The following is a 25,453-nucleotide window of genomic DNA, read 5'->3' on the forward strand; positions in this document are numbered from 1 at the left end:
TCAGAGCAGGCCGCTCGGCACCTTCAGTACGTCCAGGTGCAGGCGTGCACTGTTGCTCAGCTCACCGTCCTCGCCGCACACCGCAGAGCCTGAACGGCCGCGACCCTTGACCTTGTAGAGCATCTCGTCGGCGGCCTTGTACAGCCCGGTGAAGGTGGTCGCGTGTTGTGGGTACAGCGCCACGCCGATGCTGATGGTCACGGTCAGGCGCTCGGCGCCGTAGCTCACCGGCTTGGCCAGCTCGTCGAGCAGGCGGCTGGCGATTTCCCGGGCGTGGTCTTCGGCGTCCGCACCGCAGATCAGTACGGCAAATTCGTCGCCACCCAGGCGCGCCACGGCATCGCCTGAACGCACGTGTTCACGCAGGCGCTGGGCGATGGCTTGCAGCATCAGGTCGCCGGCGTCGTGGCCATATTTGTCGTTGATTGGTTTGAAGTGATCAAGGTCGATCAGTAGCAGGGCAATGGCTTCGCTGTGGCGGCGGGCGTTGGCCAGTGCGGCCTCGCAGCGCTCGACCAGGTAGCGGCGGTTCGGCAGGTCGGTCAGCGGGTCGTGGAAGGCAGCGTGCTGCAACTCGCGCTCGCGTTGCCGCAGGCGCTCGTTGGCGGCGGCCAGTTCGGCCGTGCGCAGTTCGACCGAGTGCTTGAGTTCGGCGGTATTGGCTTGCGCCTGAGTCAGCCGCGCGGTTTTCTCGCGATCGGCCTGCAGCACCGCGTCGGCCTTTTCCTGCTTGAGGATCTGGATGCGGTACGCCAGGGCGAAGGAGAACAGAATGGCTTCGGCCGCCACGGCGAGCGGGAACAGGTAGGCGGTGGACTCGCCCGGCTGCACCACGCCGGCGGCGCGCAGCACCAGGATCACGAAGCTCAGCAGCACGCTACCGTAGCCCAGCAGATAGAACAGGGCTGGGGTAAAGCCCTGTTTCCAGCGGATCGCCGCGCTGAGCAGCAGGGTGGGCACGGTAACAATCGGAATCAGCCCGATCAGCATGCCCGTTTCACTGCGATAGCCGGCCAGGTTGACGGCCAGGGCCAGCAGGTAGAGCGCGATACAGCCATTCAGAATGTAATGGGCAATCCGCAGGGTGGTGCGGGTGGACAGCAGCTCCTGGGCGAAGCGCAGGATGCCGAGGCTGACCAGGATGGGCAGGGTGATGCGATCCAGCCAGCTGGGTACTGGGCCGTCGGGCCAGAGGTACTGGAAGCCGTGGCCGCTCATGCTGGCAATAAACACCAGCGAGGCGGCCATGGTCAGCACGTACCAGAGGTAGGCGCGGTCGCGCAGGGCCAGCAGGATAAACAGGTTGTACAGCAGCAGGGCGAGGATCACCCCGTAGATCAGGCCCAGGATCAGGTGCTCGCGCTTGGCCAGTTGTTCGAGGTCATGCAGCTGCCACGCGCGCAGCGGAAAGGAGTTGCCGGCGGGGTCATAGGTTCGCAGGTAAAGGGTCTGCGGCTGTTCGGTCAGGGTTGGCAGCTTGAATACCGTGCGACGGTAGTCATGGTCGCGGCCTTCGGCAAAGCCGACGCGCTCGCCGGCCTGGCGCAGCTGCCATTGGCCCTGGGCGTCGGGCAGAAAGATTTGCAGGTCGAGCAGGGTGACCGCGCCCACTTCCAGCCACCATTGCGCTGGCGCGTCGCCGCTGCGTTGCAGGCTGAGCTTGAGCCACCAGGGATTGCGGCTCTGGCCGACGCTGGTGCGCCCGGCGGCTGGCTGAAAGCGGCTTTGCACGGCCGGATCGGCCATGTCGGCAATGGTCAATTGCCCGCCGATATCCTCGAGCAGTTCAACCTGGTTATTCAATACGCTGCCGCTGCTGGGCGCGCTCAGCAGGATCGGGGTCGAGTAGGCCAGGCCGCTGAACAGGCTCAGCAGCAGAAGGAGCGAAAGGCTTAGGCGCGGCACTGCGGACTTCCTGATGGCGAGTGGCGTTTTTCGCGAGTATAGGCGCAAGCCCGGCAGGGTGCCGAAATTGCGGGCAGGTCGTTGGTTTGGCGCTTGGCGCGGGTGTTCGCGCCTCTCCGTGGTCAGCTTAGCCCGCTGGGTACATTCAGCACATCCAGTTGCAGGCGGGCGCTGCTGCTCAGCTCGCCGTCTTCACCGCATACCGCATAACCTGAGCGGCCACGGCTCTTGGCTTTGTAGAGCATCTCGTCGGCGGCCTTGTACAGCGTGGTGAAGGTGTTGGCATGGTGTGGGTACAGCGCCACGCCGATGCTGATGGTCACCGTCAGGCGTTCCGCCCCATAGTTCACCGGCTTGGCCAGTTCATCCAGCAGGCGGCGGGCGATGTCACGGGCATGCTGCTCGGCATCTTCACCGCAGATCAGCACGGCAAACTCGTCGCCGCCCAGGCGCGCCACCGCATCGCCGGCACGCACATGTTCGCGCAAGCGTTGGGCGATGCTTTGCAGCATCAGGTCGCCGGCGTCGTGGCCGTATTTATCGTTGATCGGCTTGAAGTGATCGAGGTCAATCAGCAGCAGGGCGGTGGCTTCACTCTGCCGGCGCGCATTGGCCAGCGCCGCCTCGCAGCGCTCGACCAGAAAGCGCCGATTGGGCAGCTCGGTCAGCGGATCGTGGAAGGCGGCGTGTTGCAGTTCGTGCTCACGTTGTAACAAGCGCTCATTGGTGGCTGCGAGTTCGGCTGTGCGTTGCTCGACCGAGTGCTTGAGTTCGGCCGCATTGGCTTGTGCCTGGGCCAGGCGTGCCGTTTTTTCACGGTCGGCCTGTCGCAGGGCTTCAGCCTTTTCCAGCTTGAGCATCTGAATGCGATAGGCCAGTGCAAAGGAGAACAGGATGGTTTCGGCGGCGACTGAAATAGGGAACAGATAGGCGGTGAAGTTGCTGGGTTCAATCAGGCCGGCGGCGCGCATTACCAACACCACGGTGCTGGCGAGTACCGCGCCGTAGCCGAGTAGATAAAAACGCGAAGGTATAAAACCCTGATAACAGCGGATGCCCGCACTGAACAGGGCGGTGGGAACGGTGACGATTGGGGTCAGGGCAATCATCAGTGCGCCCTCGGCTCGATAGCCAAAGGCGTTAATCACGATGGCGGTGATATAAAGCGCGCAGCCTGCGTTGAGCAACCGGTGCGGCCAGATAAGGCCGCGCTTGGTGTAGAGCAGTTCCTGGGTGAAGCGCATAACAAAGATGCCCCACAGCGAGGGCAGGGTGATGCGATCCAGCCAGAAGGGCACGGGGTTGTCCGACCAGAGGTATTGGGCACCATGGCCGGTCATGCTGAGGATGAAGATCAGTACGCAGGCCGTCGCCATCACGTACCAGAAATAGGCGCGGTCGCGCAGGGCAACCAGAATAAACAGGTTGTACAGCAGCAGGGCGAGGATCACCCCGTAGATCAGGCCAAAGCCAATGTTCTCGTTGCCTGCTTGCTTGGCCAGGTCGGGTAGTTGCCAGACTTTCAGCGGGAAGGAGTTGCCGGCGGGGTCCAGGCTGCGGAAGTACAGGGTCAGCGGCTGCTCACCGATTTCCGGTAGCGTGAACACCATGCGTCGGTAGGCGTAGTCGCGACCCTCCAGGTAAGGCACGGCCTCACCGCTTTCGCGGACAGTCCAGCCGCCTTGGCCATCGGGCAGGTAAAGCTGCAGATTGAAAATGGTGATGCCAGCGTTTTCCAGCCACCATTGGGCGGGGGCATCGGGCGCGCGTTGCAGGGTTACCTTGATCCACCAGGGGTTGCGGCTCTGGCCCACAGTGGCGCGGCCATTGGCTGGTTTAAAACGGCTTTGCACGGCCGGGTCGGCCATGTCGGCGATGCTCAGCTGCGCGCCTTGGTCTTCCAGCAGTTCGATGCCTGCGTTCAGGGAGACGCCGCTGCTGGTGGGTGTCAGCGTGATGGCGGCGCTCGCCAGGCCAGGCAGTAGGGCTAGGCTCAGCATGATAAGAATTGAGAAAGCTAAGCGTTGCACCACGTTCACCCCTTGTCCCGGCTACTGGCCGCCGATGTTATGGGCTGGAGTATAGCCGTAAGCCATTACAGCGAAGCTACCTCTGCGTGGGTGTTGCGGCCATTAAACCTAGCGCTTGAGTCGGATTTGGTTAAATTTTGTGCTATATTCCGCGCCCGCGATTTTCCATCCTGTTCGCCAACGCCGGTCACTTTCATGTCCATGCAAACCGCCAAGCCGTTATTCGATTATCCAAAGTACTGGGCCGAGTGTTTCGGGCCTGCGCCTTTCCTGCCGATGAGCCGGGAAGAGATGGATCAGCTTGGCTGGGATTCGTGCGACATCATCATCGTGACCGGTGACGCTTATGTGGATCACCCGTCCTTCGGTATGGCGATTATCGGCCGGCTGCTGGAGTCGCAAGGCTTTCGCGTCGGCATCATTGCCCAGCCGAACTGGCAGTCGAAAGACGATTTCATGAAGCTCGGCGAGCCGAACCTGTTCTTCGGTGTCGCGGCCGGCAACATGGACTCGATGATCAACCGCTACACCGCCGACAAGAAGATCCGCTCGGACGACGCCTACACCCCCGGCGGCATGGCGGGCAAACGCCCGGACCGCGCCAGCCTGGTGTACAGCCAGCGCTGCAAGGAAGCCTACAAAAACGTGCCGATCGTGCTCGGCGGCATCGAGGCTTCGCTGCGTCGCATCGCCCACTACGACTACTGGCAGGATCGCGTGCGCAACTCGATTCTGATCGATGCCAGCGCCGATATCCTGCTGTACGGCAACGCCGAGCGCGCCATCGTCGAAGTGGCCCAGCGCCTGTCCTACGGCCACAAGATTGAAGACATCACCGACGTGCGCGGCACTGCGTTTATCCGTCGTGATACGCCACAGGGCTGGTACGAGGTGGATTCCACCCGTATCGACCGCCCGGGCAAAGTCGACAAGATCATCAACCCGTATGTGAACACCCAGGACACCCAGGCCTGCGCCATCGAGCAGGAAAAGGGGCCAGTGGAAGATCCGAACGAAGCCAAGGTGGTGCAGTTACTGGCCAGCCCACGGATGACCCGCGACAAGACGGTGATCCGCCTGCCGTCCATGGAAAAGGTGCGCAACGACTCGGTGCTCTACGCCCATGCCAACCGCGTGCTGCACCTGGAAACCAACCCGGGCAACGCCCGCGCGCTGGTGCAGAAGCATGGCGAAGTGGATGTGTGGTTCAACCCGCCGCCCATCCCGATGACCACTGAAGAGATGGACTATGTGTTCGGCATGCCCTACGCGCGCATCCCGCACCCGGCGTACGGCAAGGAGAAGATCCCGGCCTACGACATGATCCGTTTCTCGGTGAATATCATGCGTGGCTGCTTTGGTGGCTGCACCTTCTGCTCGATTACCGAGCACGAAGGCCGGATCATCCAGAACCGCTCGGAAGAGTCGATCATCCGCGAGATCGAGGAGATCCGCGACAAGGTGCCAGGCTTTACCGGGGTGATTTCCGACCTCGGCGGGCCGACCGCCAACATGTACCGCATTGCCTGCAAGAGCCCGGAAATCGAGTCCGCGTGCCGCAAGCCGTCGTGCGTGTTCCCCGGCATCTGCCCGAACCTGAACACCGATCACTCCAGCCTGATTCAGCTGTACCGCAGCGCGCGTGCACTGCCGGGTGTGAAGAAGATCCTCATCGCCTCGGGCCTGCGTTACGACCTCGCCGTCGAGTCGCCGGAGTATGTGAAGGAGCTGGTCACCCACCACGTCGGTGGCTACCTGAAGATCGCCCCGGAGCACACCGAGGAAGGCCCGCTCAATCAGATGATGAAGCCGGGCATTGGCAGCTATGACAAGTTCAAGCGCATGTTCGAGAAGTACTCGAAAGAGGCGGGTAAAGAGCAGTACCTGATCCCGTACTTTATCGCCGCGCACCCGGGCACCACCGACGAAGACATGATGAACCTGGCCCTGTGGCTCAAGGGTAACGGCTTCCGCGCCGACCAGGTGCAGGCCTTCTACCCGTCGCCGATGGCCACTGCCACGGCCATGTACCACTCGGGCAAGAACCCGCTGCGCAAGGTCAGCTACAAGAGCGACGGCGTGACCATCGTCAAGAGCGAGGAGCAACGCCGTCTGCACAAGGCCTTCCTGCGCTACCACGACCCGAAAGGCTGGCCGATGCTGCGTGAGGCGCTGACCCGCATGGGTCGTGCCGATCTGATCGGGCCGGGCAAGAACCAGCTGATCCCGCTGCACCAGCCGGCGACCGACAGCTACCAGAGCGCGCGCCGGAAGAACTCGACGCCGGCCGGTAGCCACAAGGTCGCTAAGGATGCCACCAAGAGCAAGCCGATGCTGACCCAGCACACCGGCTTGCCGCCGCGTGATACCGGTGCTGCAGGTGGCAATCCCTGGGACAAGCGTGAACAGGCCAAGGCAGCCGCGCAGGTGCGTAACCAGCAGGCGGCCAAGGAGCGTGCCGACGCGGCCAAGGGCAAAGGCAAGAAACCGGTGAAGAAGCCGGCCGTGCCGCGCTAAATCTGCGGGAATAAAAAACGCCAGCGAAAGCTGGCGTTTTTTATGGTGCACGTAAGGTTTTAGCCGTAACGCTTTTTCGCTTCGATGGCCAGGCCGCTGCCAATGCTGCCGAAAGTGTTGCCTTCCACATGCCGGGCATTGGGTAGCATCGCGGCGACGCTCTGGCGCAACGCCGGAATGCCGCTGGAACCACCGGTAAAGAACACCGTATCGACCCGCGCAACGCTGATGCCGGCATCGCTGAGCAGCTGGGTGACGCTGGCGCGTACGCGCTCCAGCAGCGGCTCGATGGCGTTCTCAAACAGCTCGCGGGTCAGCTCGGCGACCAGGCCGTCTTCCAGGCGGCTGAGGTCGATGGGGCGGGCATCCTGCTCAGTCAGGGCGATCTTGCTTTCTTCCACCTGCATGGCCAGCCAGTGGCCGTCGCGGCGTTCGATCAGCTGGAACAGGCGGTCGATGCCGGTCGGGTCGACGATGTCGTAGCGCATGCTCTGCAGCTGGCGCTGCGACTGCGCTGAATAGACCGCGTTGATGGTGTGCCAGGTAGCTAGATTGAGATGGGTGCTGGTGGGCATCGGCGCATCGCTCTTCATCCGGCTGCCGTAGCCGAACAGCGGCATCACGCCGGCCAGGGAGAGCTGCTTGTCGAAGTCGGTACCGCCGATATGCACGCCGCCGGTGGCGAGGATGTCGGCATGCCGGTCGGCCACAGTGCGGCGCTCGGGGGCCAGGCGCACCAGGGAAAAGTCCGAGGTACCACCGCCGATATCGACGATCAGCACCAGCTCTTCGCGGCTGATGCCGGACTCGTAGTCGAAGGCGGCGGCAATCGGTTCGTACTGGAACGATACGTCCTTGAAGCCGAGCTTGTGCGCCACGGCCACCAGGGTGTTCTGCGCTTCCAGATCAGCTACCGGGTCGTCATCGACGAAAAACACCGGGCGGCCCAGCACCACTTCCTCGAACGGTCGGCCGGCGGCGTTTTCCGCGCGGTTTTTCAGCTCGCCGATAAAGAAACCGAGCAGGTCCTTGAACGGCAGGGCGCTGCCCAGCACGGTGGTTTCGCTTTTCAGTAGTTTGCTGCCCAGCAGGCTCTTCAGCGAGCGCATCAGGCGGCCTTCATAGCCTTCCAGGTATTCCTGCAGGGCCAGGCGGCCGTAGACCGGGCGGCGCTCTTCGAGGTTGAAGAACACCACGGACGGCAGGGTGATCTTGCCGTCTTCCAGTGGAATCAGGGTCTCACTGCCGGGGCGCAGCCAGCCGACGGTGGAGTTGGAGGTGCCAAAGTCGATGCCGCAGGCGCGGGCGGGAGTGGTGAAAGGCATGCGGCGCGCTGTTCCTGAAAAAATTACCGGGAGAAATTTTTGACGTCGCGTAGCGACGGCCCGGAGGGTGGCCGCCATGGAGGGCTGGCCGCAAAAACGGCCGCGCATTCTATGCGAGTGCGCCGCGCAATGCTGCCCCCGATTATCCGGAGGTTGCGCGGCTCAGGGTTGCGCGGGGGTATCGCTGTCGGCGCGCCGAGTCTTCCACTGCGCCCACTCGAAGCCGACGACCACCAGCAGCGACAGGGCGAACGGCAGCAGCAGGTAGAAGCCGCGGAATACGATCAGCGCGGCGAGCACGTCGGAGGCAGGCAACTCGGGCATTGCGGCGAGGAAGGTCACTTCGAGGACGCCCAGCCCACCAGGGGCGTGGGACAGCAGGGCCAGTGAGAAGGACGCAAGGAACACGCCGAACACCACCAGGTAGCCCGGATTGCTTTCCGCCGGCAGGGCGAAGTAGATGATCGCCGCCGCACAGGCCAGCTCCAGCGGCCCGGCCAGCAGCTGGCGAGCGACAATCCCCAGGCGTGGGTATTCGACGTGCAGCTTGCCCCAGCGCCAGGGTTTGAATTGGCGCCAGGAGCCGAGCACGTACAGGCCGACCAGCAGCAGCAACAGCGTGCCGATCGCCACGGAGAACAGCGGGGTGATCTTGGCCACGCGGTGGATCAGGTTCGGCTCCAGCACCAATACGCAGCCGCTGGCCAGCAGGGTGCCGAGGGCGAAGGTGAACGAACAGAAAACGATCAGGATGCCAATTTCATGGGGCGTCATGCCCTTGGTGCGGTAGGCGCGGTAGCGCACCAGGGCACCGGAGAACACCGATGCGCCGATATTGTGGGCCAGCGCATAGGTGGTGAAGGAGCAGAGGGTAATAAAGCGCCAGGGGATCTTCTTGCCCAGGTGGGCGAGGGCGATGCGGTCATACCAGGCCAGCGCGCTATACGCGCCCAGGGTGGCCCCGGCGGCCAGCAGCCAGTTGGTGCGCGGTATTGCGTAGAGGCTGTCGGCAATCTCATGCAGGGAAATATTGCGCACTTCGTGATAGAGCAGATAGCACGACAGCAGAACGGCTCCGAGACCTACCAGGGTCCAGATTAGATCGCTCCTCTTCATGACTGATGTAGCTCCTTCACCTGACAACGACCATTGCGCACTTCTGAGGCATAGGGGTGATCAACCTGTCTGGGACCGTACTGGCTTGCTGGAACGCCCGGTTCTGCTTGCCTTGAGCGTAACTGGCACAGCCATTTGTCGCGCTGATTTTTTGCACCGTGACGGCGCAAGGCTGCGCAGTATCACGGAGGCGAGCCAGATGCTCAACCTTCGGACTCGCCATGGGCGTTACCGAGTGTGTCTCATGGCCGGTACTGCGGCTCAATTCCAGCCCAGGGTCAGGGCGGCCACTGCAGCGTAGCGAGTGGTTTTCGCCAGGCTGACAATCAGCAGAAATACCCACAGTCGCTCGCGCATAACACCGGCCACCAGGGTCAGCGGGTCACCAATGATCGGCAGCCAACTGAGCAGCAGCGACCAGCGGCCGTAGCGGCCATACCAGTGCTGCGCCTGCTGCAGGCGTGTTGTGCTGACGGGAAACCAGCGGGCCTGGCGAAAGTGTTCGAGGTAGCGCCCGAGCAGCCAGTTGAGCAGCGAGCCGAGCACGTTGCCGACACTCGCCACCGCCAGCAAGGCCCAGAGTGGGTAGGCGTCGCTGAGCAGCAGGGCGATCAGCACGCTTTCCGATTGCAGCGGCAGCAGGGTGGCGGCACCCAGCGCGGAGAGAAACAGGCCGAAGTAGGCCGTCAGGGTCAGCATCGCTCGGCCCGGCAGGTGCGCCTCGCGACGCGCCCACCCACGGCACTCAGGAGGATTTGCCCTGTTCGGCGTTGGCCATCACGTCTTCCAGCTTCAGGCCGGTCAGGCCGTGGATGGTGCGCCACAGGTAATAGAACACGGCCATCAGCATGATCATCGAGGGGATCGCGATCATCGGGTAGCTGAGCAGGTTCATCCGCCCCAGTTCGGCATTGAAGGCCTCGCTGCCGGCCGGGCTGATGACGATCCACTTGGCCAGCGCGTAGTTCATCGCCGAGGAAAAGAAGAAGGTGCCGCTCAGCCAGTAGGTGGCCTTGAGCAGGCGCGCCTCGAACTGTTCGGTATTACCGGCCTGCTCCAGGCGCTCATGGATCTTGTCGACGTTGAGCACGTTCTTGTTGAACAGCATGGTGCGGATCAACGGGTAGCGGGTGCGGGTCGACAGCAGCACAGCGATGCCGATCAGCCCCGGGATCGCCGCTTCCTTGATCGCCAGCCACTGGTTGTCCAGCTTGAGCAGGCCGATACCGCCGGTGAGCAGCACGCTGAGTAGGCCGAGCAGGGCAATAAAGTTGAATTTGCGGTACTTGAGCAGTTCGAAGCTGCCCCAGCCCAGTGGGAATGCCAGGGCCAGCATCAGCGCGCCATCGGCACCGAGGCGGGCCTCACCGCTGAGTTTCATCAGAATCACCGACGGAATCAGGATGCTGATCAGCAGATCCATCAGCGGACGGGGCTTGTGTGTGGCGTGAGTGCTCGGCGTGGTATCGGTCATGTCATTCAAAATGCAGGAAAGAAGCGCGATCATCGCCTGCCACGGGCGCGGCTACCAGCCCAGCGGTCGCCTTGAGTGTGAAAAAATGGCTGGGAGCCATTTTTAACGTTGCGCAGCAACGGCCCGCAGGGTGGCCGCCAGGGATGGCTGGCCATCAAAACGCAGCGACTCAAATGTGCGGGCTTACCCATTCCCCGCATCCCCGCCGCTTTCTTGCAGATAGCCGGCACTGTTGCGCGCGGCGTGGATAAAACCCTGATGCTAAAGTGACACTAGTTAATCCACGGTGCCCCTCTTTGGCGCTGTGCGTCCGCGGCTACGGCAGGCCATGGTAGTGGGAGTATCCCGATGTGTTGTCTGCGAGGGTTGAGGCGAGCGGTTCTGCTGTGCGCACTGTGTGTCTGCGGGGCAACCCAGGTGGCGGCCAAGGAGTGCGTCGGCGTGGTGTCGGCGGGTGCTACGCCGTTCTGGCAGCAGGTTGAGGCCGGCACCCGGCAGGCCGGGCTGGACCTGGGGCTGGATGTGTATTTTCGTGGCCCCAGCCGCGAGGGCCGGGTGGAAAGCCAGTTGCAGATGATCGACCGGGTCGAGGCCCGTGGCTGCAAGGTGCTGGTGATCGCACCCAGTGGTGACGGTATCGCGCAGCGGGTGCGTGAACTCGAGGCGCGTGGTATTGCGACCATTTATTTTGACCGCGACCTGGTGGGCAGCCCGGTGCGTGGCCTGGTCAGCACCGATAATTTTCTCGCCGGTCAGCGCGCCGGCCAATACCTGGCGGCGCAACTGGGCGGGAAGGGGCAGGTGGCCGTGCTGCGCTTGCAGCCTGGGGTGCATTCCACCAGCGAGCGAGAGCGCGGTTTTCGCCAGGCCGCCGAGGCGGGCGGCTTGCTGATTCTGCTCGACACCTACGTGGGTGAAGACAGTCAGGCGGTGGTCAGTGCCGTGCAGCGCGATCTGGCGCATCTCGACGGCCTGTTCACGCCCAACAGCACCAGCTCGCGGGCGGCGTTGGCCGGCCTGCGTCGGCTGGGCAAGGCCGGCCAGTTGCTGCATATAGGTTTCGATGGGGACCAGTTGCTGCTTGAGGCGCTGAGCCAGGGTGAGATTCACGGCCTGTTTATCCAGCAGACCCATGCCATCGGCTATCAGGCGGTCAAGCTGGCGGCCCAGGCATTGCGGGGCGAGCTGCCGGCGACGCCTGTGCGCATCCAGCTGGATGTCTGGCAGGTGGATCGCGGCAATCTTTCCGAGTGGCAGCGCGCCCGTGCGCTGGAGTTAAGCGTTGAGCCCTAGGGCTGATCGTGCCCGTCGCGGCTGTTGATCATGCGCGCCGTGCCCCGAGGCGGGACGTGGGTGCTTGTTATGGCTGTTCTTGCAGGTGTGCTCCGATGAGGCTGAATTCCAAACTCTGTGCGTGGCTGGGGCTGCTGGCGTGCTGCGTTGGCGGCTCGGCGCTGGCCGAACCGCTGCGTTTGTACACCGAGGAATACCGGCCGCTGAGCTATATGGATCAGGGCAAATTGACCGGTATGGCGGTGGATGTAGTCGAGCTGCTGATTCAGCGCACCGGGCAAGCGGTCACGGTGCAGGTGGTGCCGTGGACCCGTGGCTATCAGCGGGTGCAGCAGGAAGCCAACAGCGCGCTGTTTACCGTCGTGCGCACGGCCAAACGTGAGGCGTTGTTCCAGTGGGTCGGGCCGATTACCCAGGGCTACACCAGCTTCTACGCGCGCCGTGACTCCGGGCTGCATGTGCGCCGCCTGGCGGATGTCGGGCGTTTTAGCACCCTGGCGGTGCCCAAACAGTGGTACTCCCACGAGTTTCTCAGTGACCAGGGCCTGGACAACCTCTACGGCGTGCCGACCCCGCAGCACATGGTGAAGATGTTCAAGCATGGGCGGATCGAGTTGCTGGTGGCCGATGACCTGGCGCTGGACGACATGCTCGCGCAGGTGGGCATGAGCCGCGCCGATGTCGAGCTGCAATTCACCTTTATGCACAATGATTCCTATATCGCCTTCTCCAACAACACCGACCCGGCCGTGGTGCAGCGCTGGCAGCAGGCGCTCAACACACTCAAGCGCGATGGCAACCTGGAACGCATTCACCAGCACTGGTTTGCCCGCTCCCATGAAATGCCATCCCCACTCGCCCAGCCGTCGCCTTAGCACGCCTTGCCCTGTGCTGAGCTAGTCTGAAGCCAGGCGGGGAGGATCCATCTTGCTGAAACGATGCTGCATGCTGAGTGCCTGGCTGCTGTGCTGTGCGGCCGGGCATGCCGTGGCCGAGCTGCAACTGCTGACCGAGGAGGCACCGCCGACCAGTTTCAGCCGTGACGGCGAGCTGCACGGGCTGGCGGTGGATATCGTTCGCGTGCTGATCAAACGCACCGGGCATGCCGCGCACATCGAACTGCTGCCTTGGACGCGCGCCTACCGACTGGCCCAGGAGCAGGCCGATACGGCGATTTTTTCCACGGTGCGCACCCCCGAACGTGAAGCCAAGTTCCAGTGGGTCGGCCCGCTGCTGATCGGCACCACCAGTTTCTACTCGCTGAAATCGCGCAACCTGAGTTTCACCAGCCTCGAGCAGGCGGCCGCCAGTGGTCCGCTGGCGGTGCCGAAGCAGTGGTACACCTTTGAGACCCTCAGTGCGCGCGGCTTCAAGAACCTCTACGGGGTGAGCAGTTCGAAAAACATGGTGACCATGCTCAAGCACAGTCGCGTGCAGCTGATCGCCACCGAGGACCTGACCCTCAAGGACGAGCTGGCCAGCGGCGGCCTGCGCCCGGATCAGGTGCAGGCTCACCTGCCCTTTATGCGCTCGGCCTACTACATCGCCTTTTCCCCGCAAACCGATGCCGCGGTGGTCGAGCGTTGGCGTCAAGAGCTGGCGGGAATGCGCAAGGATGGCAGCTTTACCGCGATATTTCGCCGCTGGCTGCCGGATGCGGAAATGCCACTGGCCAACGACTAGCCGACTGCCGGCAGCGCTATCAGGCTGTTAGGCTGCATGCTTGATCTCCCATTCGAACTGAGCCACTCCATGCCTGTCGCCGCAATCCTCAGCCTGCAAACCCGTGCGCAGTTGTTTGGCCACCTCGCCGCTATGGAAAAGGCCGGCGTGCCGGTCGAGCGCGCCTTGCTCAGCCTGAGTGTGCCCGCTCGCGCCCGTGCGGCCCTGGACCGCCTGCAAAAGCAGATCGCCGGTGGCAGTGATATGGCCAGCGCCGGCCTGCGCAGCGGCTTGTTCAGCCCGCTGGAGAGCAACCTGTTGCACGCCGCGCAAACCAGTGGCTGCATGGCCGCGGTGTACCAGCGCCTGGCCGAACGTTATACGCACCGGGCGCAACAGGCGGCCGCAATCAAGTCGCGGTTGCTGATGCCGGCAGCCGTGCTGGGGCTGGCGCTGTTTATCCAACCGCTACCGGCGCTGGTGGGCGGTCAGCTCAGCCCCGTGGCTTATCTGTGGCAGTGCCTGTGGCCATTGCTGCTGCTTGCCGTGCTGTATCAGCTGGGGCGCTGGTTGTTTGCCCGTGATGGCCAGGCCGCCACTCGCGCTACACCGCTCGACCAGCTGCAGGGCTATGTGCCGTTGCTCGGCACGGCGAGTATCCGGCGCAATCTGCGCGACTTTTTCGACAGCCTGGGATTGCTGCTCGACGCCGGTGTGCCGCTGCTGGATGCCTTGCCCAAGGCCGCTGCGACCTTGCGTAGCCTGGCCTTGCGCACGCAGTTCGCTCAGCTTGGCGCGGCGGTGCAGCGCGGCCAGTCATTGGCACAAGCCCTGACTGCGCTCGACTTCCCTGGCCAGCCACTGCTCCTCGGCCTGGTGCGTACCGGCGAAGCCAGCGGCACCTTGCCGGCCAGCCTGTTGCGTTACGCCGCCCTGGAAACCCAGAAGCTCGACAGCCTGACTGAACAGCTGGCCACCTGGCTGCCGCGCTTGCTGTATGCCGGGGTGATGCTGTGGATGGCCTATGGGCTGCTCACGGGCGCAGGCTTTGGTCCGCGGTTGCCGGCCGAGTTGGGCTGACGTTAAAAGGTTGTTGTCAGCGTACTGAAAGCCGGCAGCAAGGTTGCTGGTCGATTATGTAGTTTTACTACATGACGGCTTTTGTAGTTCTGCTACATAATCCTCGCTCAGAATCGACCATGACCGATGGTGCATCCCATGCAAAGAGCCTCGCATCACGACCTTCGCGCGCAATTTCGTGCGCTTCTTGCTTCAAACAGCTGCTATCACACGGCTTCAGTGTTTGACCCCATGGCAGCGCGGATTGCCGCCGATCTTGGTTTCGAAGTGGGCATCCTGGGTGGTTCTGTAGCGTCACTACAAGTTCTGGCCGCACCGGACTTTGCCTTGATCAGCCTGAGCGAGTTCGTCGAGCAGGCCACCCGGATTGGCCGGGTCAGCCGCCTGCCGGTAATCGCCGATGCCGACCACGGCTACGGCAATGCGCTCAACGTGATGCGTACCGTGGTCGAACTGGAACGTGCCGGGATTGCCGCGCTGACCATCGAGGACACCTTGCTGCCGGCACAGTTCGGGCGCAAATCCACCGATTTGATTGGTATCGACGAGGGCGTTGGCAAAATTCGCGCGGCCCTGGAGGCGCGGGTCGATCCGGACCTGGCGATCATCGCCCGTACCCATGCCGGGGTGCTGGATGTCAGCGAGGTGATTCGCCGTACCCAGGCTTATCAAGCCGCCGGTGCCGATGCCATCTGCCTGGTCGGGGTCGAGGATTTTGCCCACCTGGAGCAGATCGCCGAGGCGTTGAGCATCCCGCTGATGCTGGTTACCTATGGCAATCCCAAGCTGCGCGACAACGCGCGCCTGGCCGGGCTTGGCGTACGTATCGTGGTCAACGGCCATGCGGCCTACTTCGCGGCGATCAAGGCCACCTACGATTGCCTGCGTGAGCAGCGCGGGGCCGAACTCTGCGACCTCAACGCCACCGAGCTGACCCACAAGTACACCCAGCCCGAGGACTACATCGTCTGGGCCCGGGAGTTTATGGAGGTCAAGGAGTAGGGCGACGGCGGGCTCTTGAGATTCGCCGGATACCGGCGCATATCTAGAGGCGCGCGCATAGCGGAGGGTGAGGCTGATGGCCGGCGGTTGGGCAAATGATGGTGCGGTGCAGGAACAGATCGACAGCAGCATCGAGGACGCCATCCAGCGCGCCCGTAGCCAGCTGCCCAGCGGCGAGAGCCTGAGCCACTGTGAAGAATGCGCCGCGCTGATTCCCGAGGCGCGCCGCCAGGCCATTCCCGGCGTGCACCTGTGCGTGGCCTGCCAGACCGTGCACGACAAGGAGCAGGCCCGTTTCAGCGGCTACAACCGCCGCGGCAGCAAGGACAGCCAGTTACGTTGAGTCAGGGGGTAACTGAGTAGCCGCGCCCGCTCATGCAGTTGACGTAGGCCTGGTCCGCGCTGCTCTGGGACTGGGCGGTTGCGTCGGCGCTGCGGCGGTCTTCACGGCGGTCCTGACGCAGGCGCGAGCCACCGACCACGACCCCGACGGCGGCCGCGTCGCGGGCCTGGTTCTGCCGGTACTCCTGCTTGACGTCGTCATCCACCCGGTCATAAATCTCATCATGCTGATTACCGCGTACCTGGGCCGCTGCTGCGCCGACCGCTGCGCCTTTGGCGGCTCCGCGCAAGCGTTCACCGCCATTGCTGTCATTGGTACTGGTCGTGGCACTGCTCGAGGTCGTGCCGGCCTGGGCCTGGCAGGCGGCGACGTCACTCTGGATCTGTTGCTGGCTCTGGCCCTGCAGGGGCGTCAGGGTTTGCGCCTGCGCCTGCGTCAGGCTGATAAGCAATAGGTAACCGAACAGGCTTTGCCGCATCGTTAAACGGTACATGGTGCCTCCCGCGCGAGTGCTGGAATTTGCAGTCTAGCCTCGCGCGGTGATTGTCCAACGCCATAGGTCAGAAAAGGAAATAACGCTGCGCCATCGGCAGCACCTCGGCCGGCTCGCACCAGAGCAACTGGCCATCGGCCTTGACCTGATAGTTCTGCGCATCCACCTCGATGGTCGGCAGGTAGTCGTTGTGGATCAGGTCGGTTTTCTGCACCTCGCGGCAACCTTTGACCACGCCGATCTGCTTCTTCAACCCCAGCTGTTCGGGTACGCCGGCATCAAAGGCCGCCTGGCTGATAAAGGTGATGCTGGTGGCATGTCGGCTGCCGCCATAGCTGGCGAACATCGGTCGGTAATGTACCGGCTGCGGGGTGGGGATCGAGGCATTGGCGTCGCCCATCAGACTGGCGGCAATCGCCCCGCCCTTGAGAATCAGCGTGGGTTTAACCCCGAAGAACGCCGGGCGCCAGAGCACCAGGTCGGCCCATTTGCCCACTTCGATGGAGCCCACTTCATGGCTGATGCCGTGGGTGATCGCCGGGTTGATGGTGTATTTGGCGATATAGCGTTTGGCGCGGAAGTTGTCGTTGCCCGGGCCGTCGCCGGGCAGCGGGCCGCGCTGTTTTTTCATCTTGTCGGCGGTCTGCCATGTGCGCATCACCACCTCGCCGACGCGGCCCATGGCCTGGCTGTCGGAGCTGATCATGCTGAATGCGCCGAGGTCATGCAGGATGTCTTCGGCGGCAATGGTCTCGCGGCGGATACGCGATTCGGCGAAGGCGACGTCCTCGGCGATGCTGGGGTCGAGGTGGTGGCAGACCATCAGCATGTCCAGGTGTTCGTCGATGGTGTTCTTGGTGAACGGCCGGGTCGGGTTGGTCGAGCTCGGTAGCACATTGGGCAAGCCGCAGGCCTTGATGATGTCCGGCGCGTGACCGCCGCCAGCACCTTCGGTGTGATAGGTGTGGATGGTGCGGCCTTTGAACGCGGCCAGGGTGGTTTCGACAAAGCCGGATTCGTTCAGCGTGTCGGTATGAATCGCCACCTGCACATCGAACTGGTCGGCCACGCTCAGGCAGTTGTCGATCGCCGCCGGGGTGGTGCCCCAGTCTTCATGCAACTTGAGGCCGATGGCCCCGGCCTTGACCTGCTCGATCAAAGGCTCCGGCAAGCTGGCGTTGCCTTTGCCGGTAAAGCCCAGGTTCATCGGGAAGGCATCAGCGGCTTGCAGCATGCGCGCCATATGCCAGGGCCCGGAGGTGCAGGTTGTGGCGTTGGTGCCGGTGGCAGGTCCCGTGCCGCCGCCGATCATGGTGGTGACGCCGCTCATCAGCGCCTCCTCGATCTGCTGCGGGCAGATAAAGTGGATATGCGTATCGATGCCACCGGCGGTGAGGATCATGCCCTCGCCGGCGATCACTTCGGTGCCCGCGCCGATGGCGATGGTCACGTCCGGCTGGATATCCGGGTTGCCGGCCTTGCCGATCGCCGCGATACGGCCGTCCTTCAAGCCGACGTCGGCCTTGACGATGCCCCAGTGGTCGATGATCAGCGCGTTGGTGATCAGCGTGTCGACTACATCTTTAGCGCAGAGCTGGCCCTGGCCCATGCCGTCGCGGATCACCTTGCCGCCGCCGAATTTCACTTCCTCGCCGTAGGTGGTGAAGTCCTGCTCCACCTCGATCCACAGCTCGGTATCGGCCAGGCGCACCTTGTCGCCGACGGTGGGGCCGAACATATCGGCATAGGCTTGGCGGGAAATCTTCATCACAGGTCTCCCATCACGCGGCCGGCAAAGCCGAATACGCGGCGATGGCCGGCCAGGTCGACCAGTTCGACCTCACGCGACTGCCCCGGCTCGAAGCGCACGGCGGTGCCGGCCGGGATATTCAGGCGCATACCTCGCGCCGCGCTGCGATCAAAGGCCAACGCGTCATTGGTTTCGAAGAAGTGGTAGTGCGAACCGACCTGGATCGGCCGATCGCCGCTGTTGGCCACGGTCACGCGCAGGGTGCGGCGGCCGGCGTTGAGTTCGATCTCGCCGTCCTGAATCTGGTATTCGCCGGGAATCATGGCAGGGGCCTCGACAGGGTCTTGTAGTAGATGGCGTTGGCTCGGTAGGTACCGTCCGGGCCGCAGGCGTAATCGGGCAGGCCGCCGATGCTGGTGTAACCCTGGGCCTGGTAGAAGGCCTCGGCGTCGCTGCCGGCCTCGGTATCCAGATACAGCAAACCGCGTTGCAGTTCGGCCGCTTCGCCCTCCAGGCGCTGCATCAGGCTGTTGGCGATGCCGCGGCGGCGGGCGTTGCTGTGCACCAGTAGCTTCTGCACTTCGGCACGATTGAGGCCGTTGCGTTTCTGGCACAACACCAGTTGCACGCTGCCCAACACCTGGCCCTGCTCATGGGCCAGCCAGAGCAGGTGGGAACCGTCGCGCAACCCAACCAGTACCTGGTCGAAATAGGCGCTGGCGGCGGCCGTATCCAGGTCGGCGAGAAAGCCCACCGAGGCTCCCTGTGCAACGGAGTCCAGCAGTAGGTTCAGGAGGCCCTGGCGATAAGACTCAAAATCTGCCGCGTTGAGGCGCTCGATGGTCAGCATCATGGCGCGCTCCTGTCGGGGCTAAGGGTCAGTTGCATAAAGGTCAGGTCGAGCCAGCGACCGAACTTGCGCCCTACCTGGGGCATTTGTCCGGTGATGCTGAAGCCGAAGCGCTGGTGCAGACCGATGGAGGCGAGGTTGCCGCTCTCGATGGCGGCGACCATCACGTGCTTGCCGCCGGCCTTGCCGCGTTCGATCAGTGCACCGAGCAGCAGTACGCCGAGGCCCCGGCCGCGCTGGTCGGCGCGTACGTACAGGGAGTTTTCCACGGTGTTGCAGAAGCCGTCGAAGGGGCGCCAGTCGCCGTAGGCGGCGTAGCCGAGCACACTGTCATCGGCGTCCACCGCCACCAGCACCGGGTAGCCTTGCTGGCGGCGTGCGGCCAACCAGGCCTGGCGGTTGGCCAGGTCAACGATGGCGTCCATCCAGATCGCCGTGGTGGTGAGTACCGCGTCGTTGAAGATGGCGCGGATGGCTTCCAGGTCGTCGTCGCGGGCATCGCGAATAATCATTCTTCGTGTCTCCAGGAAGTCGTCCAAGGCCGTAGCGAGCGCAGCTCAGGCAAGGCGCAAGTCGGCGAGGATGCGGAGTTGACGTCTGTCAATGAGCAATCCGAGACGGCTTGCAACGCCGCATGGGCAAGCGCAGTAGGCATTGGGCGATTTCCTCAGGCAATCGGCTGATGGACGGTCACCAGTTTGGTACCGTCGGGGAAGGTGGCCTCGACTTGGATCTCTGGGATCATTTCCGGGATGCCCTCCATCACCTGATCGCGAGTTAACAGGGTGGTGCCAAAGTGCATCAGCTCGGCGACGGTCTGGCCGTCACGCGCGCCTTCGAGCAGTGCGGCGGAGATATAGGCCATGGCTTCCGGGTAGTTGAGTTTTACCCCGCGTGCCAGACGACGCTCGGCGACCAGGCCGGCGGTGAAGATCAGCAGTTTGTCTTTTTCTCTCGGGGTCAGGTCCATCAGGTACTCCAGATGCGTGGGGGCACGGCGGTGCGGCCGAGCAGGGCTGGGCGCAGCAGGTGCCAGAGTTCGATCAGCCAAGCGCGGGCGTGCAGGGCCTCGCTGGCCAGGCAGCGGGCCACCAGCAGGCCGGGTAATTGGGTCAGGTCACCGCGCACCGGCGTGCTTAGGCTGCGGCAGCGTTCGAGCAGTTCGCCGTCGATTTCACCGCTGATCAGCAGGGTGGCGAACACCGGTTTGCCGTCCAGGCCTATGGGCGAGTCGAGCAGGCCATCGCCGCCGACCACGCGCTGGCGTTCGTGCCAGAGCAGTTGGCCGTCGCGGCGGATATTCAGTTGCGCTTGAAAGTGCCCGGCGTCGAAGCGTTCGCCACTGGCCGGGCGGCCGAGGGCGACGATATCCCAGTAGAGCAGCTTGGCATCGCCGAGCAGTTCGATATCGGTATTCAGTTCGGCCTGGGCGGCGGCGTAGACGATGGTCTCCTGCGGCAGCCATTCCAGGGTTGCGCCGGCCTCGACGCGCAGCCTGAGGCTCTGGTAAGCCGGGCCGGCGGCGCGGTACCACTTTGCTGCGCCGGGGCTGGTCAGCTGCGCCCAGGCACCCGCACCAACAGTGGCCGAGATATCCAGGCGATCCCCGCCGGCAATCCCGCCGGGCGGGTGCACGATGATGTGCTGACACACCTCGGGCCCTTCGGCGTACAGGTGCTTCTGCACCCGCAGCGGGCCTTTATGGCGGCGCAGGGTCGGCCGCGTGCAATCGCCATCGCGGCCATAGCCCAGCTCCAGCTCGGCGTGCCAGCTGGGGGTAAACAAGGCGGCGGGTGCGTTCACGCCGCTACCCCGGCACGGCGTTGCCGCCAGGCCTGAAATGCGGAGTAAGCAGTCAGCAGTACCAGCCCCAGGTTGACCGCCAGCCACCATTGCAGGTGCATGCCGTAGTAGGGCGGGGCATGCAGCATGCCTTGAATCCAGAACAGCGCCAGGCCCAAGGCCAGCACGCTGGCGCACAGGGCGCGGCCCCAGGAGCGGCAGTAGGAGCGCGGGCGCAATACCGCCAGCAGCAGGCCGCATTCGGCCAGAACGATGGCGCAGAAGATCAGCACCGGCTTGAGCGGATACACCGCTTCGCTGCCGACCGGCATGGTGCGCAGCATCCAGTAGTCCGGCAGGCTGCCGGCCCAGATCACCAGGGCCATGCCGGCCAGTGCCGTGAGCGGGAGAAGCAACGTGCGCAAGGGTGGCATGGGGGCCTCGAGTCCATGGGCGAAAGCCTGATTATGCGCAAAGTGCAGGTGCGGCGTCGCCATTCAGATTGCGACCAATCCACGCACGCCATCGGCCTGCATGGTTTCGCCACGGCCCTGCTGGACGATCTCGCCACGGCTCATCACTAGGTACTGGTCGGCCAGTTCGGCGGCAAAGTCATAAAACTGTTCGACCAGCAGGATGGCCATATCGCCACGCTCGGCGAGCTTCTTGATCACCGCGCCGATCTCCTTGATCACCGAGGGTTGGATGCCTTCGGTGGGCTCGTCGAGGATCAGCAGGCGTGGCTTGCTGGCCAGTGCGCGGCCGATGGCCAGCTGTTGCTGCTGACCGCCGGAGAGGTCGCCGCCGCGGCGTTGCTGCATCTCGCGCAGCACCGGGAACAGTTCGTAGATAAATTCCGGCACCACCTTGGCTTCGCTTCCAGGGAAGCGTGAAAGCCCCATCAGCAGGTTTTCTTCCACGGTCAGGCGGCCAAAGATTTCCCGGCCCTGGGGCACGTAGGCGATGCCGGCGTGCACGCGCTGGTGCGGCTTGAATGCGGTGATCGGTTGGCCTTCCCAGTTGACTGCGCCTTGCTTGGCCGGGATCAGGCCCATCAGGCATTTCAGCAAGGTGGTTTTGCCCACGCCATTTCGGCCGAGCAGGCAGGTGACTTCGCCGACCTTCACGTCGAACGACAGGCCGCGGAGGATATGGCTGCCGCCGTAGTACTGATGCAGTTGTTGGACTTGCAGCATGGTTTTGTCCCTTATTCGTGTTGTGGGAGGGGCTTTAGCCGCGACGCTTTTGAGCTTTAAGCGCTCGCGGCTAAAGCCCCTCCCACAGGTATGCGTTAGCGGCCGAGATAAACCTCGATCACTCGCTCATCGGCCTGCACTTGTTCCAGCGAGCCTTCGGCCAGCACGCTGCCCTGGTGCAACACGGTGACGTGGTCGGCAATGCTGCCGACGAAGCCCATATCGTGTTCCACCACCATCAGCGAGTGCTTGCGCGCCAGCGACTTGAACAGCTCGGCGGTGAACTCGGTTTCGGCGTCGGTCATGCCCGCCACCGGCTCATCCAGCAGCAACAGTTGCGGGTCCTGCACCAGCAGCATGCCAATCTCGAGGAACTGCTTCTGGCCGTGGGACAACAGCCCCGCCGGGCGATTGCGCGAGCTGTCGAGCTTGATCGTCTGCAGCACTTCATCGATGCGGTCTTTCTGCTCGCCGCTGAGTTTGGCGCGCAGGCTGGCCCACACCGACTTGTTGGTTTTCTGCGCCAGTTCGAGGTTCTCGAACACGCTCAGCGCCTCGAACACCGTCGGCTTCTGGAACTTGCGGCCGATGCCGGACTGGGCGATTTCCACCTCGCTCATCTGGGTCAGGTCGAGGGTTTCGCCGAAGTAGGCGACGCCGTTATCCGGGCGGGTTTTGCCGGTGATCACGTCCATCATGGTGGTCTTGCCGGCACCGTTGGGGCCGATGATGCAGCGCAGTTCACCGACGCCGATATACAGGGTCAGGTTGGTCAGCGCCTTGAAACCGTCGAAGCTGACGTTGATATCTTCCAGGGTCAGGATGGTGCCGTGACGGATATTCAGGCCCTTCTGCGCAACCTTGCTGGCACCAATCGCATCGCGGCCAGTGCCTGAGGGATCGAACACCGGTTCGAGCATCAGTTCCGGAATCGGCAGGGTTTTCATTGCTTATCTCCCTTCTTCAGCAGGCCGATCACGCCCTTGGGCAGGAACAGTGTCACGACGATAAACAGGAAGCCCAGGGCGAACAGCCAGTATTCCGGGAAGGCCACGGTAAACCAGCTCTTCATGCCATTGACCAGGCCGGCACCCAGCAGCGGGCCGATCAGGCTGCCGCGTCCGCCGAGGGCGACCCAGACGGCGGCCTCGATGGAGTTGGTGGGCGACATCTCGCTGGGGTTGATAATGCCCACCTGCGGCACATACAGCGCGCCGGCCAAACCGCACAGCACCGCACTCAATACCCAGATAAACAGCTTGTAGCCGCGCGGGTCATAGCCGCAGAACATCAGGCGGTTTTCCGCATCGCGCAGCGCCGTCAGCACCCGGCCGAACTTGCTGCGCGCCAGCGTCCAGCCCAGATATAGACTGGCCACGAGTAAGGCGACTGTGGCGAGAAATAGCACCGCGCGGGTGTGCGCCGAGGTGATGTCGAAGCCGAGAATCGTCCTGAAATTGGTAAAGCCGTTATTGCCGCCGAAGCCGGTTTCGTTGCGGAAGAACAGCAGCATGCCGGCGAAGGTCAGCGCCTGGGTCATGATCGAGAAGTACACGCCCTTGATCCGCGAGCGGAAGGCAAAGAAGCCGAACACCAACGCCAGCAAGCCAGGGGCCAGCACCACCAGGCACAGCGCCCAGAGGAAGTTGCTGGTGCCGTACCAGTACCAGGGCAGCTCGGTCCAGGCGAGGAAACTCATAAAGGCTGGCAGGCCGTCGCCGGCTGCTTCGCGCATCAGGTACATGCCCATGGCGTAACCGCCCAGCGCGAAGAACAGGCCGTGGCCGAGCGACAGCATGCCGGCGTAACCCCAGACCAGATCGAGCGCCAGGGCGACGATGCAGTAGCAGAGAATTTTGCCGACCAGGGTCAGGCTGTAGGCCGAGACGTGTAGGGAGTTGTCCGCAGGCAGCAGGTGCAGCAGCGGCATGGCCAGCAGCACGGCGAGTACCAGCAGGCCAATGCCGATCGACACTTGCGGGCCGAGCTTGGCGCTGGCGCGGGCCAATAGCGTTTGATTCAGGGGCATAGTCATCAGTCGATCACCCGTCCTTTCAAAGCAAACAGACCTTGCGGGCGTTTCTGAATAAACAGAATGATCAGCGCGAGGATAAGGATCTTGCCGAGTACGGCACCGATCTGCGGTTCGAGAATCTTGTTGGCGATGCCCAGACCGAAGGCGGCCATCACGCTACCGGCCAGTTGGCCGACACCACCGAGTACCACCACCAGGAACGAGTCGATGATGTAGCTCTGCCCGAGATCGGGGCCGACGTTGCCGATCTGGCTCAAGGCCACGCCGCCGAGACCGGCGATACCGGAGCCCAAGCCGAAGGCGAGCATGTCCACCCGACCGGTCGGCACGCCACAGCAGGCGGCCATATTGCGGTTCTGCGTCACGGCGCGGACGTTAAGGCCGAGGCGGGTCTTGTTTAGCAGCAGCCAGGTCAGCACCACCACAAACAGGGCGAAGCCGATAATCACGATGCGGTTGTACGGCAGCACCAGGTTCGGCAGCACCTGGATGCCGCCGGACAGCCAGTAGGGGTTGGCCACTTCGACGTTCTGCGCGCCGAAGATCACGCGCACCAGCTGGATCAGGATCAGGCTGATGCCCCAGGTAGCCAGCAGGGTTTCCAGCGGGCGACCGTAGAGGTGGCGAATCACCGTGCGTTCCAGCGCCATGCCGATGGCGGCGGTGACAAAGAACGCTACGGGCAGCGCCACCAGCGGGTAGAGCGCCAGGGCTTCCGGGGCGAAACGCTGGAACAGCACCTGCACCATATAGGTGGAGTAGGCACCGAGCATCAGCATCTCGCCGTGGGCCATATTGATTACGCCGAGCAGGCCGAAAGTGATGGCCAGACCGAGCGCCGCCAACAGCAGAATCGAGCCGAGCGACAGGCCGCTAAAGGCCTGGCCGAGCAGCTCTCCAATCAGCAGTTTGCGTTTGACCTGGGCCAGGCTGGTTTCGGCGGCGGTGCGTACCGTTGGGTCGCTTTCCACGGCCGGGTCGAGCAGGGTTTCCAGGCGCGTGCGGGCCAGCGGGTCGCCGGTTTCACCGAGCAGGCGTACAGCGGCCAGGCGCACGGCCAGGTCGCTGTCGACCAGCTGCAGGTTGGCCAGGGCCAGAGTCAGGGCATCACGCACGCCGTCGTCGGTCTCGCTGGCGACCTGGGCGTTAAGCAGTTGCAGCTGCGCTGGCTTGGCGCTCTTCTGCAGTTGCTGAGCGGCTGCCAGGCGCAGCGCCGGGTCGTCGGCCAGCAGCTGGTGGCTGGCCATGGCGGTGCCGATCAGCCCGCGTAGGCGGTTATTCAGGCGCAGTTTGCGCGGTGTTTCAGTGGGCACAGCTTCGCCTTCGGCGGGCTGATACACGCCACTTACTTCGATAAAGGCGGTTTTGCTGCTGTCGGCGGCGACGCGGCCTTGTTGCAGGGCTTCGAGCAGCGGCAGGCGCGCGCTATCCGGGGCGGCGGACCAGCTTTCCAGCAGGCTGGCCTGCTTGGCCGGGTTGGCGGTGACAAAGTCCTGGGCGTCACCGGCGTGCGCGGCCATGGGCCGCAGCAACAGCAGGCTCAGCAGAATTCGGGTAAAGGCAGTGGGCATAGGGCAGTCCTTTGGGAGTACCACCCGCC

General features: G+C 63.6%; 25 protein-coding genes. 7 read left to right on the forward strand and 18 right to left on the reverse strand.

The window, feature by feature from the left end; all coding sequences use genetic code 11:
- Entirely contained in the window at positions 1-1,905 is a 1,905-nt protein-coding gene (locus WBK23_RS08610) for a diguanylate cyclase domain-containing protein (RefSeq protein ID WP_424483560.1), read from the reverse strand.
- A 122-nt stretch (positions 1,906-2,027) separates the two neighbouring features.
- A complete protein-coding gene (locus tag WBK23_RS08615) occupies positions 2,028-3,905 on the reverse strand; it encodes a diguanylate cyclase domain-containing protein (protein ID WP_424483561.1) in 1,878 nt (625 codons plus the stop codon).
- Positions 3,906-4,136: 231 nt separating this feature from the next.
- Between WBK23_RS08615 and WBK23_RS08620 the strand changes: the two genes are divergently transcribed.
- Entirely contained in the window at positions 4,137-6,452 is a 2,316-nt protein-coding gene (locus WBK23_RS08620) for a YgiQ family radical SAM protein (RefSeq protein WP_424483649.1), read from the forward strand.
- A 59-nt stretch (positions 6,453-6,511) separates the two neighbouring features.
- On the opposite strand, the gene WBK23_RS08625 is transcribed toward WBK23_RS08620, so the two are convergent.
- The 4 genes from WBK23_RS08625 to WBK23_RS08640 all read right to left on the reverse strand — a co-directional run bounded on the left by WBK23_RS08625 (position 6,512) and on the right by WBK23_RS08640 (position 10,367).
- Positions 6,512-7,777 carry an Hsp70 family protein gene (locus WBK23_RS08625; protein ID WP_424483562.1) on the reverse strand — a complete coding sequence of 422 codons (1,266 nt, stop codon included), beginning with the start codon at positions 7,775-7,777 and terminating at the stop codon, positions 6,512-6,514.
- A 162-nt stretch (positions 7,778-7,939) separates the two neighbouring features.
- Complete coding sequence (locus WBK23_RS08630) at positions 7,940-8,893, reverse strand: lysylphosphatidylglycerol synthase transmembrane domain-containing protein (protein WP_424483563.1); 954 nt, start codon at positions 8,891-8,893, stop codon at positions 7,940-7,942.
- 261 nt (positions 8,894-9,154) lie between these two features.
- Complete coding sequence (locus tag WBK23_RS08635; protein ID WP_424483564.1) at positions 9,155-9,592, reverse strand: YqaA family protein; 438 nt, start codon at positions 9,590-9,592, stop codon at positions 9,155-9,157.
- Positions 9,593-9,638: 46 nt separating this feature from the next.
- Positions 9,639-10,367, reverse strand: a complete 729-nt coding sequence (locus WBK23_RS08640) for a VC0807 family protein (protein ID WP_424483565.1) — start codon at positions 10,365-10,367, stop codon at positions 9,639-9,641.
- Positions 10,368-10,784: 417 nt separating this feature from the next.
- Between WBK23_RS08640 and WBK23_RS08645 the strand changes: the two genes are divergently transcribed.
- From WBK23_RS08645 to WBK23_RS08670, 6 genes are all read left to right on the forward strand, one after another.
- Positions 10,785-11,660: a substrate-binding domain-containing protein gene (locus WBK23_RS08645; RefSeq protein ID WP_424483566.1), complete on the forward strand. Its 876-nt coding sequence runs from the start codon at positions 10,785-10,787 to the stop codon at positions 11,658-11,660.
- A 95-nt stretch (positions 11,661-11,755) separates the two neighbouring features.
- Positions 11,756-12,535, forward strand: a complete 780-nt coding sequence (locus WBK23_RS08650) for a substrate-binding periplasmic protein (RefSeq protein ID WP_424483567.1) — start codon at positions 11,756-11,758, stop codon at positions 12,533-12,535.
- 70 nt (positions 12,536-12,605) lie between these two features.
- On the forward strand, positions 12,606-13,343 hold the full coding sequence (locus WBK23_RS08655; protein ID WP_424483568.1) for a substrate-binding periplasmic protein: 738 nt from the start codon (positions 12,606-12,608) through the stop codon (positions 13,341-13,343).
- A 69-nt stretch (positions 13,344-13,412) separates the two neighbouring features.
- A complete protein-coding gene (locus WBK23_RS08660) occupies positions 13,413-14,402 on the forward strand; it encodes a type II secretion system F family protein (RefSeq protein ID WP_424483569.1) in 990 nt (329 codons plus the stop codon).
- Between the two features lie 138 nt (positions 14,403-14,540).
- Complete coding sequence (locus WBK23_RS08665) at positions 14,541-15,404, forward strand: isocitrate lyase/PEP mutase family protein (RefSeq protein WP_424483570.1); 864 nt, start codon at positions 14,541-14,543, stop codon at positions 15,402-15,404.
- 76 nt (positions 15,405-15,480) lie between these two features.
- Positions 15,481-15,747, forward strand: a complete 267-nt coding sequence (locus tag WBK23_RS08670; protein WP_424483571.1) for a DksA/TraR family C4-type zinc finger protein — start codon at positions 15,481-15,483, stop codon at positions 15,745-15,747.
- A gap of 1 nt (position 15,748) precedes the next feature.
- Here WBK23_RS08670 and WBK23_RS08675 read toward each other — a convergent pair whose 3' ends face one another.
- From WBK23_RS08675 to urtB, 12 genes are all read right to left on the reverse strand, one after another.
- On the reverse strand, positions 15,749-16,225 hold the full coding sequence (locus tag WBK23_RS08675; RefSeq protein ID WP_424483650.1) for a hypothetical protein: 477 nt from the start codon (positions 16,223-16,225) through the stop codon (positions 15,749-15,751).
- Between the two features lie 82 nt (positions 16,226-16,307).
- Positions 16,308-18,008 carry an urease subunit alpha gene (gene ureC, locus WBK23_RS08680; RefSeq protein ID WP_424483572.1) on the reverse strand — a complete coding sequence of 567 codons (1,701 nt, stop codon included), beginning with the start codon at positions 18,006-18,008 and terminating at the stop codon, positions 16,308-16,310.
- Complete coding sequence (locus WBK23_RS08685; RefSeq protein ID WP_424483573.1) at positions 18,008-18,313, reverse strand: urease subunit beta; 306 nt, start codon at positions 18,311-18,313, stop codon at positions 18,008-18,010. The genes ureC and WBK23_RS08685 overlap by 1 nt, the downstream gene beginning before the upstream one ends.
- Positions 18,310-18,843 (reverse strand): GNAT family N-acetyltransferase, encoded by a 534-nt coding sequence (locus WBK23_RS08690; RefSeq protein ID WP_424483574.1) that lies wholly within the window; start codon positions 18,841-18,843, stop codon positions 18,310-18,312. Before WBK23_RS08690 ends, WBK23_RS08685 begins: the two co-directional genes overlap by 4 nt.
- On the reverse strand, positions 18,840-19,352 hold the full coding sequence (locus WBK23_RS08695; protein ID WP_424483575.1) for an N-acetyltransferase family protein: 513 nt from the start codon (positions 19,350-19,352) through the stop codon (positions 18,840-18,842). The genes WBK23_RS08690 and WBK23_RS08695 overlap by 4 nt, the downstream gene beginning before the upstream one ends.
- A gap of 155 nt (positions 19,353-19,507) precedes the next feature.
- A complete protein-coding gene (gene ureA / locus WBK23_RS08700) occupies positions 19,508-19,810 on the reverse strand; it encodes an urease subunit gamma (protein ID WP_172143556.1) in 303 nt (100 codons plus the stop codon).
- Positions 19,810-20,643, reverse strand: a complete 834-nt coding sequence (locus WBK23_RS08705; RefSeq protein ID WP_424483576.1) for an urease accessory protein UreD — start codon at positions 20,641-20,643, stop codon at positions 19,810-19,812. Before WBK23_RS08705 ends, ureA begins: the two co-directional genes overlap by 1 nt.
- Positions 20,640-21,056, reverse strand: coding sequence for a hypothetical protein (locus WBK23_RS08710; protein ID WP_424483577.1), 417 nt, complete (start codon positions 21,054-21,056; stop codon positions 20,640-20,642). Before WBK23_RS08710 ends, WBK23_RS08705 begins: the two co-directional genes overlap by 4 nt.
- A 63-nt stretch (positions 21,057-21,119) precedes the next feature.
- Positions 21,120-21,818: an urea ABC transporter ATP-binding subunit UrtE gene (gene urtE, locus WBK23_RS08715; RefSeq protein ID WP_424483578.1), complete on the reverse strand. Its 699-nt coding sequence runs from the start codon at positions 21,816-21,818 to the stop codon at positions 21,120-21,122.
- Between the two features lie 95 nt (positions 21,819-21,913).
- Positions 21,914-22,765: an urea ABC transporter ATP-binding protein UrtD gene (urtD, locus tag WBK23_RS08720; RefSeq protein WP_424483579.1), complete on the reverse strand. Its 852-nt coding sequence runs from the start codon at positions 22,763-22,765 to the stop codon at positions 21,914-21,916.
- Positions 22,762-23,853, reverse strand: coding sequence for an urea ABC transporter permease subunit UrtC (urtC, locus tag WBK23_RS08725; RefSeq protein ID WP_424483580.1), 1,092 nt, complete (start codon positions 23,851-23,853; stop codon positions 22,762-22,764). Before urtC ends, urtD begins: the two co-directional genes overlap by 4 nt.
- Entirely contained in the window at positions 23,853-25,424 is a 1,572-nt protein-coding gene (gene urtB, locus WBK23_RS08730; protein ID WP_424483581.1) for an urea ABC transporter permease subunit UrtB, read from the reverse strand. Before urtB ends, urtC begins: the two co-directional genes overlap by 1 nt.
- Positions 25,425-25,453 lie beyond the last annotated feature (29 nt).

Source organism: Pseudomonas sp. (assembly GCF_049653025.1).
GTDB lineage: Bacteria > Pseudomonadota > Gammaproteobacteria > Pseudomonadales > Pseudomonadaceae > Aquipseudomonas.

Coding starts and splice junctions, on each gene's coding strand:
- WBK23_RS08615 (WP_424483561.1), bottom strand. CDS start 3,905: ATGCTGAGCCTAGCCCTACTGCCTGGCCTGGCGAGCGCCGCCATCACG.
- WBK23_RS08620 (WP_424483649.1), top strand. CDS start 4,137: ATGCAAACCGCCAAGCCGTTATTCGATTATCCAAAGTACTGGGCCGAG.
- WBK23_RS08625 (WP_424483562.1), bottom strand. CDS start 7,777: ATGCCTTTCACCACTCCCGCCCGCGCCTGCGGCATCGACTTTGGCACC.
- WBK23_RS08630 (WP_424483563.1), bottom strand. CDS start 8,893: ATGAAGAGGAGCGATCTAATCTGGACCCTGGTAGGTCTCGGAGCCGTT.
- WBK23_RS08635 (WP_424483564.1), bottom strand. CDS start 9,592: ATGCTGACCCTGACGGCCTACTTCGGCCTGTTTCTCTCCGCGCTGGGT.
- WBK23_RS08640 (WP_424483565.1), bottom strand. CDS start 10,367: ATGACCGATACCACGCCGAGCACTCACGCCACACACAAGCCCCGTCCG.
- WBK23_RS08650 (WP_424483567.1), top strand. CDS start 11,756: ATGAGGCTGAATTCCAAACTCTGTGCGTGGCTGGGGCTGCTGGCGTGC.
- WBK23_RS08655 (WP_424483568.1), top strand. CDS start 12,606: ATGCTGAGTGCCTGGCTGCTGTGCTGTGCGGCCGGGCATGCCGTGGCC.
- WBK23_RS08660 (WP_424483569.1), top strand. CDS start 13,413: ATGCCTGTCGCCGCAATCCTCAGCCTGCAAACCCGTGCGCAGTTGTTT.
- WBK23_RS08665 (WP_424483570.1), top strand. CDS start 14,541: ATGCAAAGAGCCTCGCATCACGACCTTCGCGCGCAATTTCGTGCGCTT.
- WBK23_RS08670 (WP_424483571.1), top strand. CDS start 15,481: ATGGCCGGCGGTTGGGCAAATGATGGTGCGGTGCAGGAACAGATCGAC.
- WBK23_RS08675 (WP_424483650.1), bottom strand. CDS start 16,225: ATGCGGCAAAGCCTGTTCGGTTACCTATTGCTTATCAGCCTGACGCAG.
- ureC (WP_424483572.1), bottom strand. CDS start 18,008: ATGAAGATTTCCCGCCAAGCCTATGCCGATATGTTCGGCCCCACCGTC.
- WBK23_RS08685 (WP_424483573.1), bottom strand. CDS start 18,313: ATGATTCCCGGCGAATACCAGATTCAGGACGGCGAGATCGAACTCAAC.
- WBK23_RS08690 (WP_424483574.1), bottom strand. CDS start 18,843: ATGATGCTGACCATCGAGCGCCTCAACGCGGCAGATTTTGAGTCTTAT.
- WBK23_RS08695 (WP_424483575.1), bottom strand. CDS start 19,352: ATGATTATTCGCGATGCCCGCGACGACGACCTGGAAGCCATCCGCGCC.
- ureA (WP_172143556.1), bottom strand. CDS start 19,810: ATGGACCTGACCCCGAGAGAAAAAGACAAACTGCTGATCTTCACCGCC.
- WBK23_RS08710 (WP_424483577.1), bottom strand. CDS start 21,056: ATGCCACCCTTGCGCACGTTGCTTCTCCCGCTCACGGCACTGGCCGGC.
- urtE (WP_424483578.1), bottom strand. CDS start 21,818: ATGCTGCAAGTCCAACAACTGCATCAGTACTACGGCGGCAGCCATATC.
- urtD (WP_424483579.1), bottom strand. CDS start 22,765: ATGAAAACCCTGCCGATTCCGGAACTGATGCTCGAACCGGTGTTCGAT.
- urtC (WP_424483580.1), bottom strand. CDS start 23,853: ATGACTATGCCCCTGAATCAAACGCTATTGGCCCGCGCCAGCGCCAAG.
- urtB (WP_424483581.1), bottom strand. CDS start 25,424: ATGCCCACTGCCTTTACCCGAATTCTGCTGAGCCTGCTGTTGCTGCGG.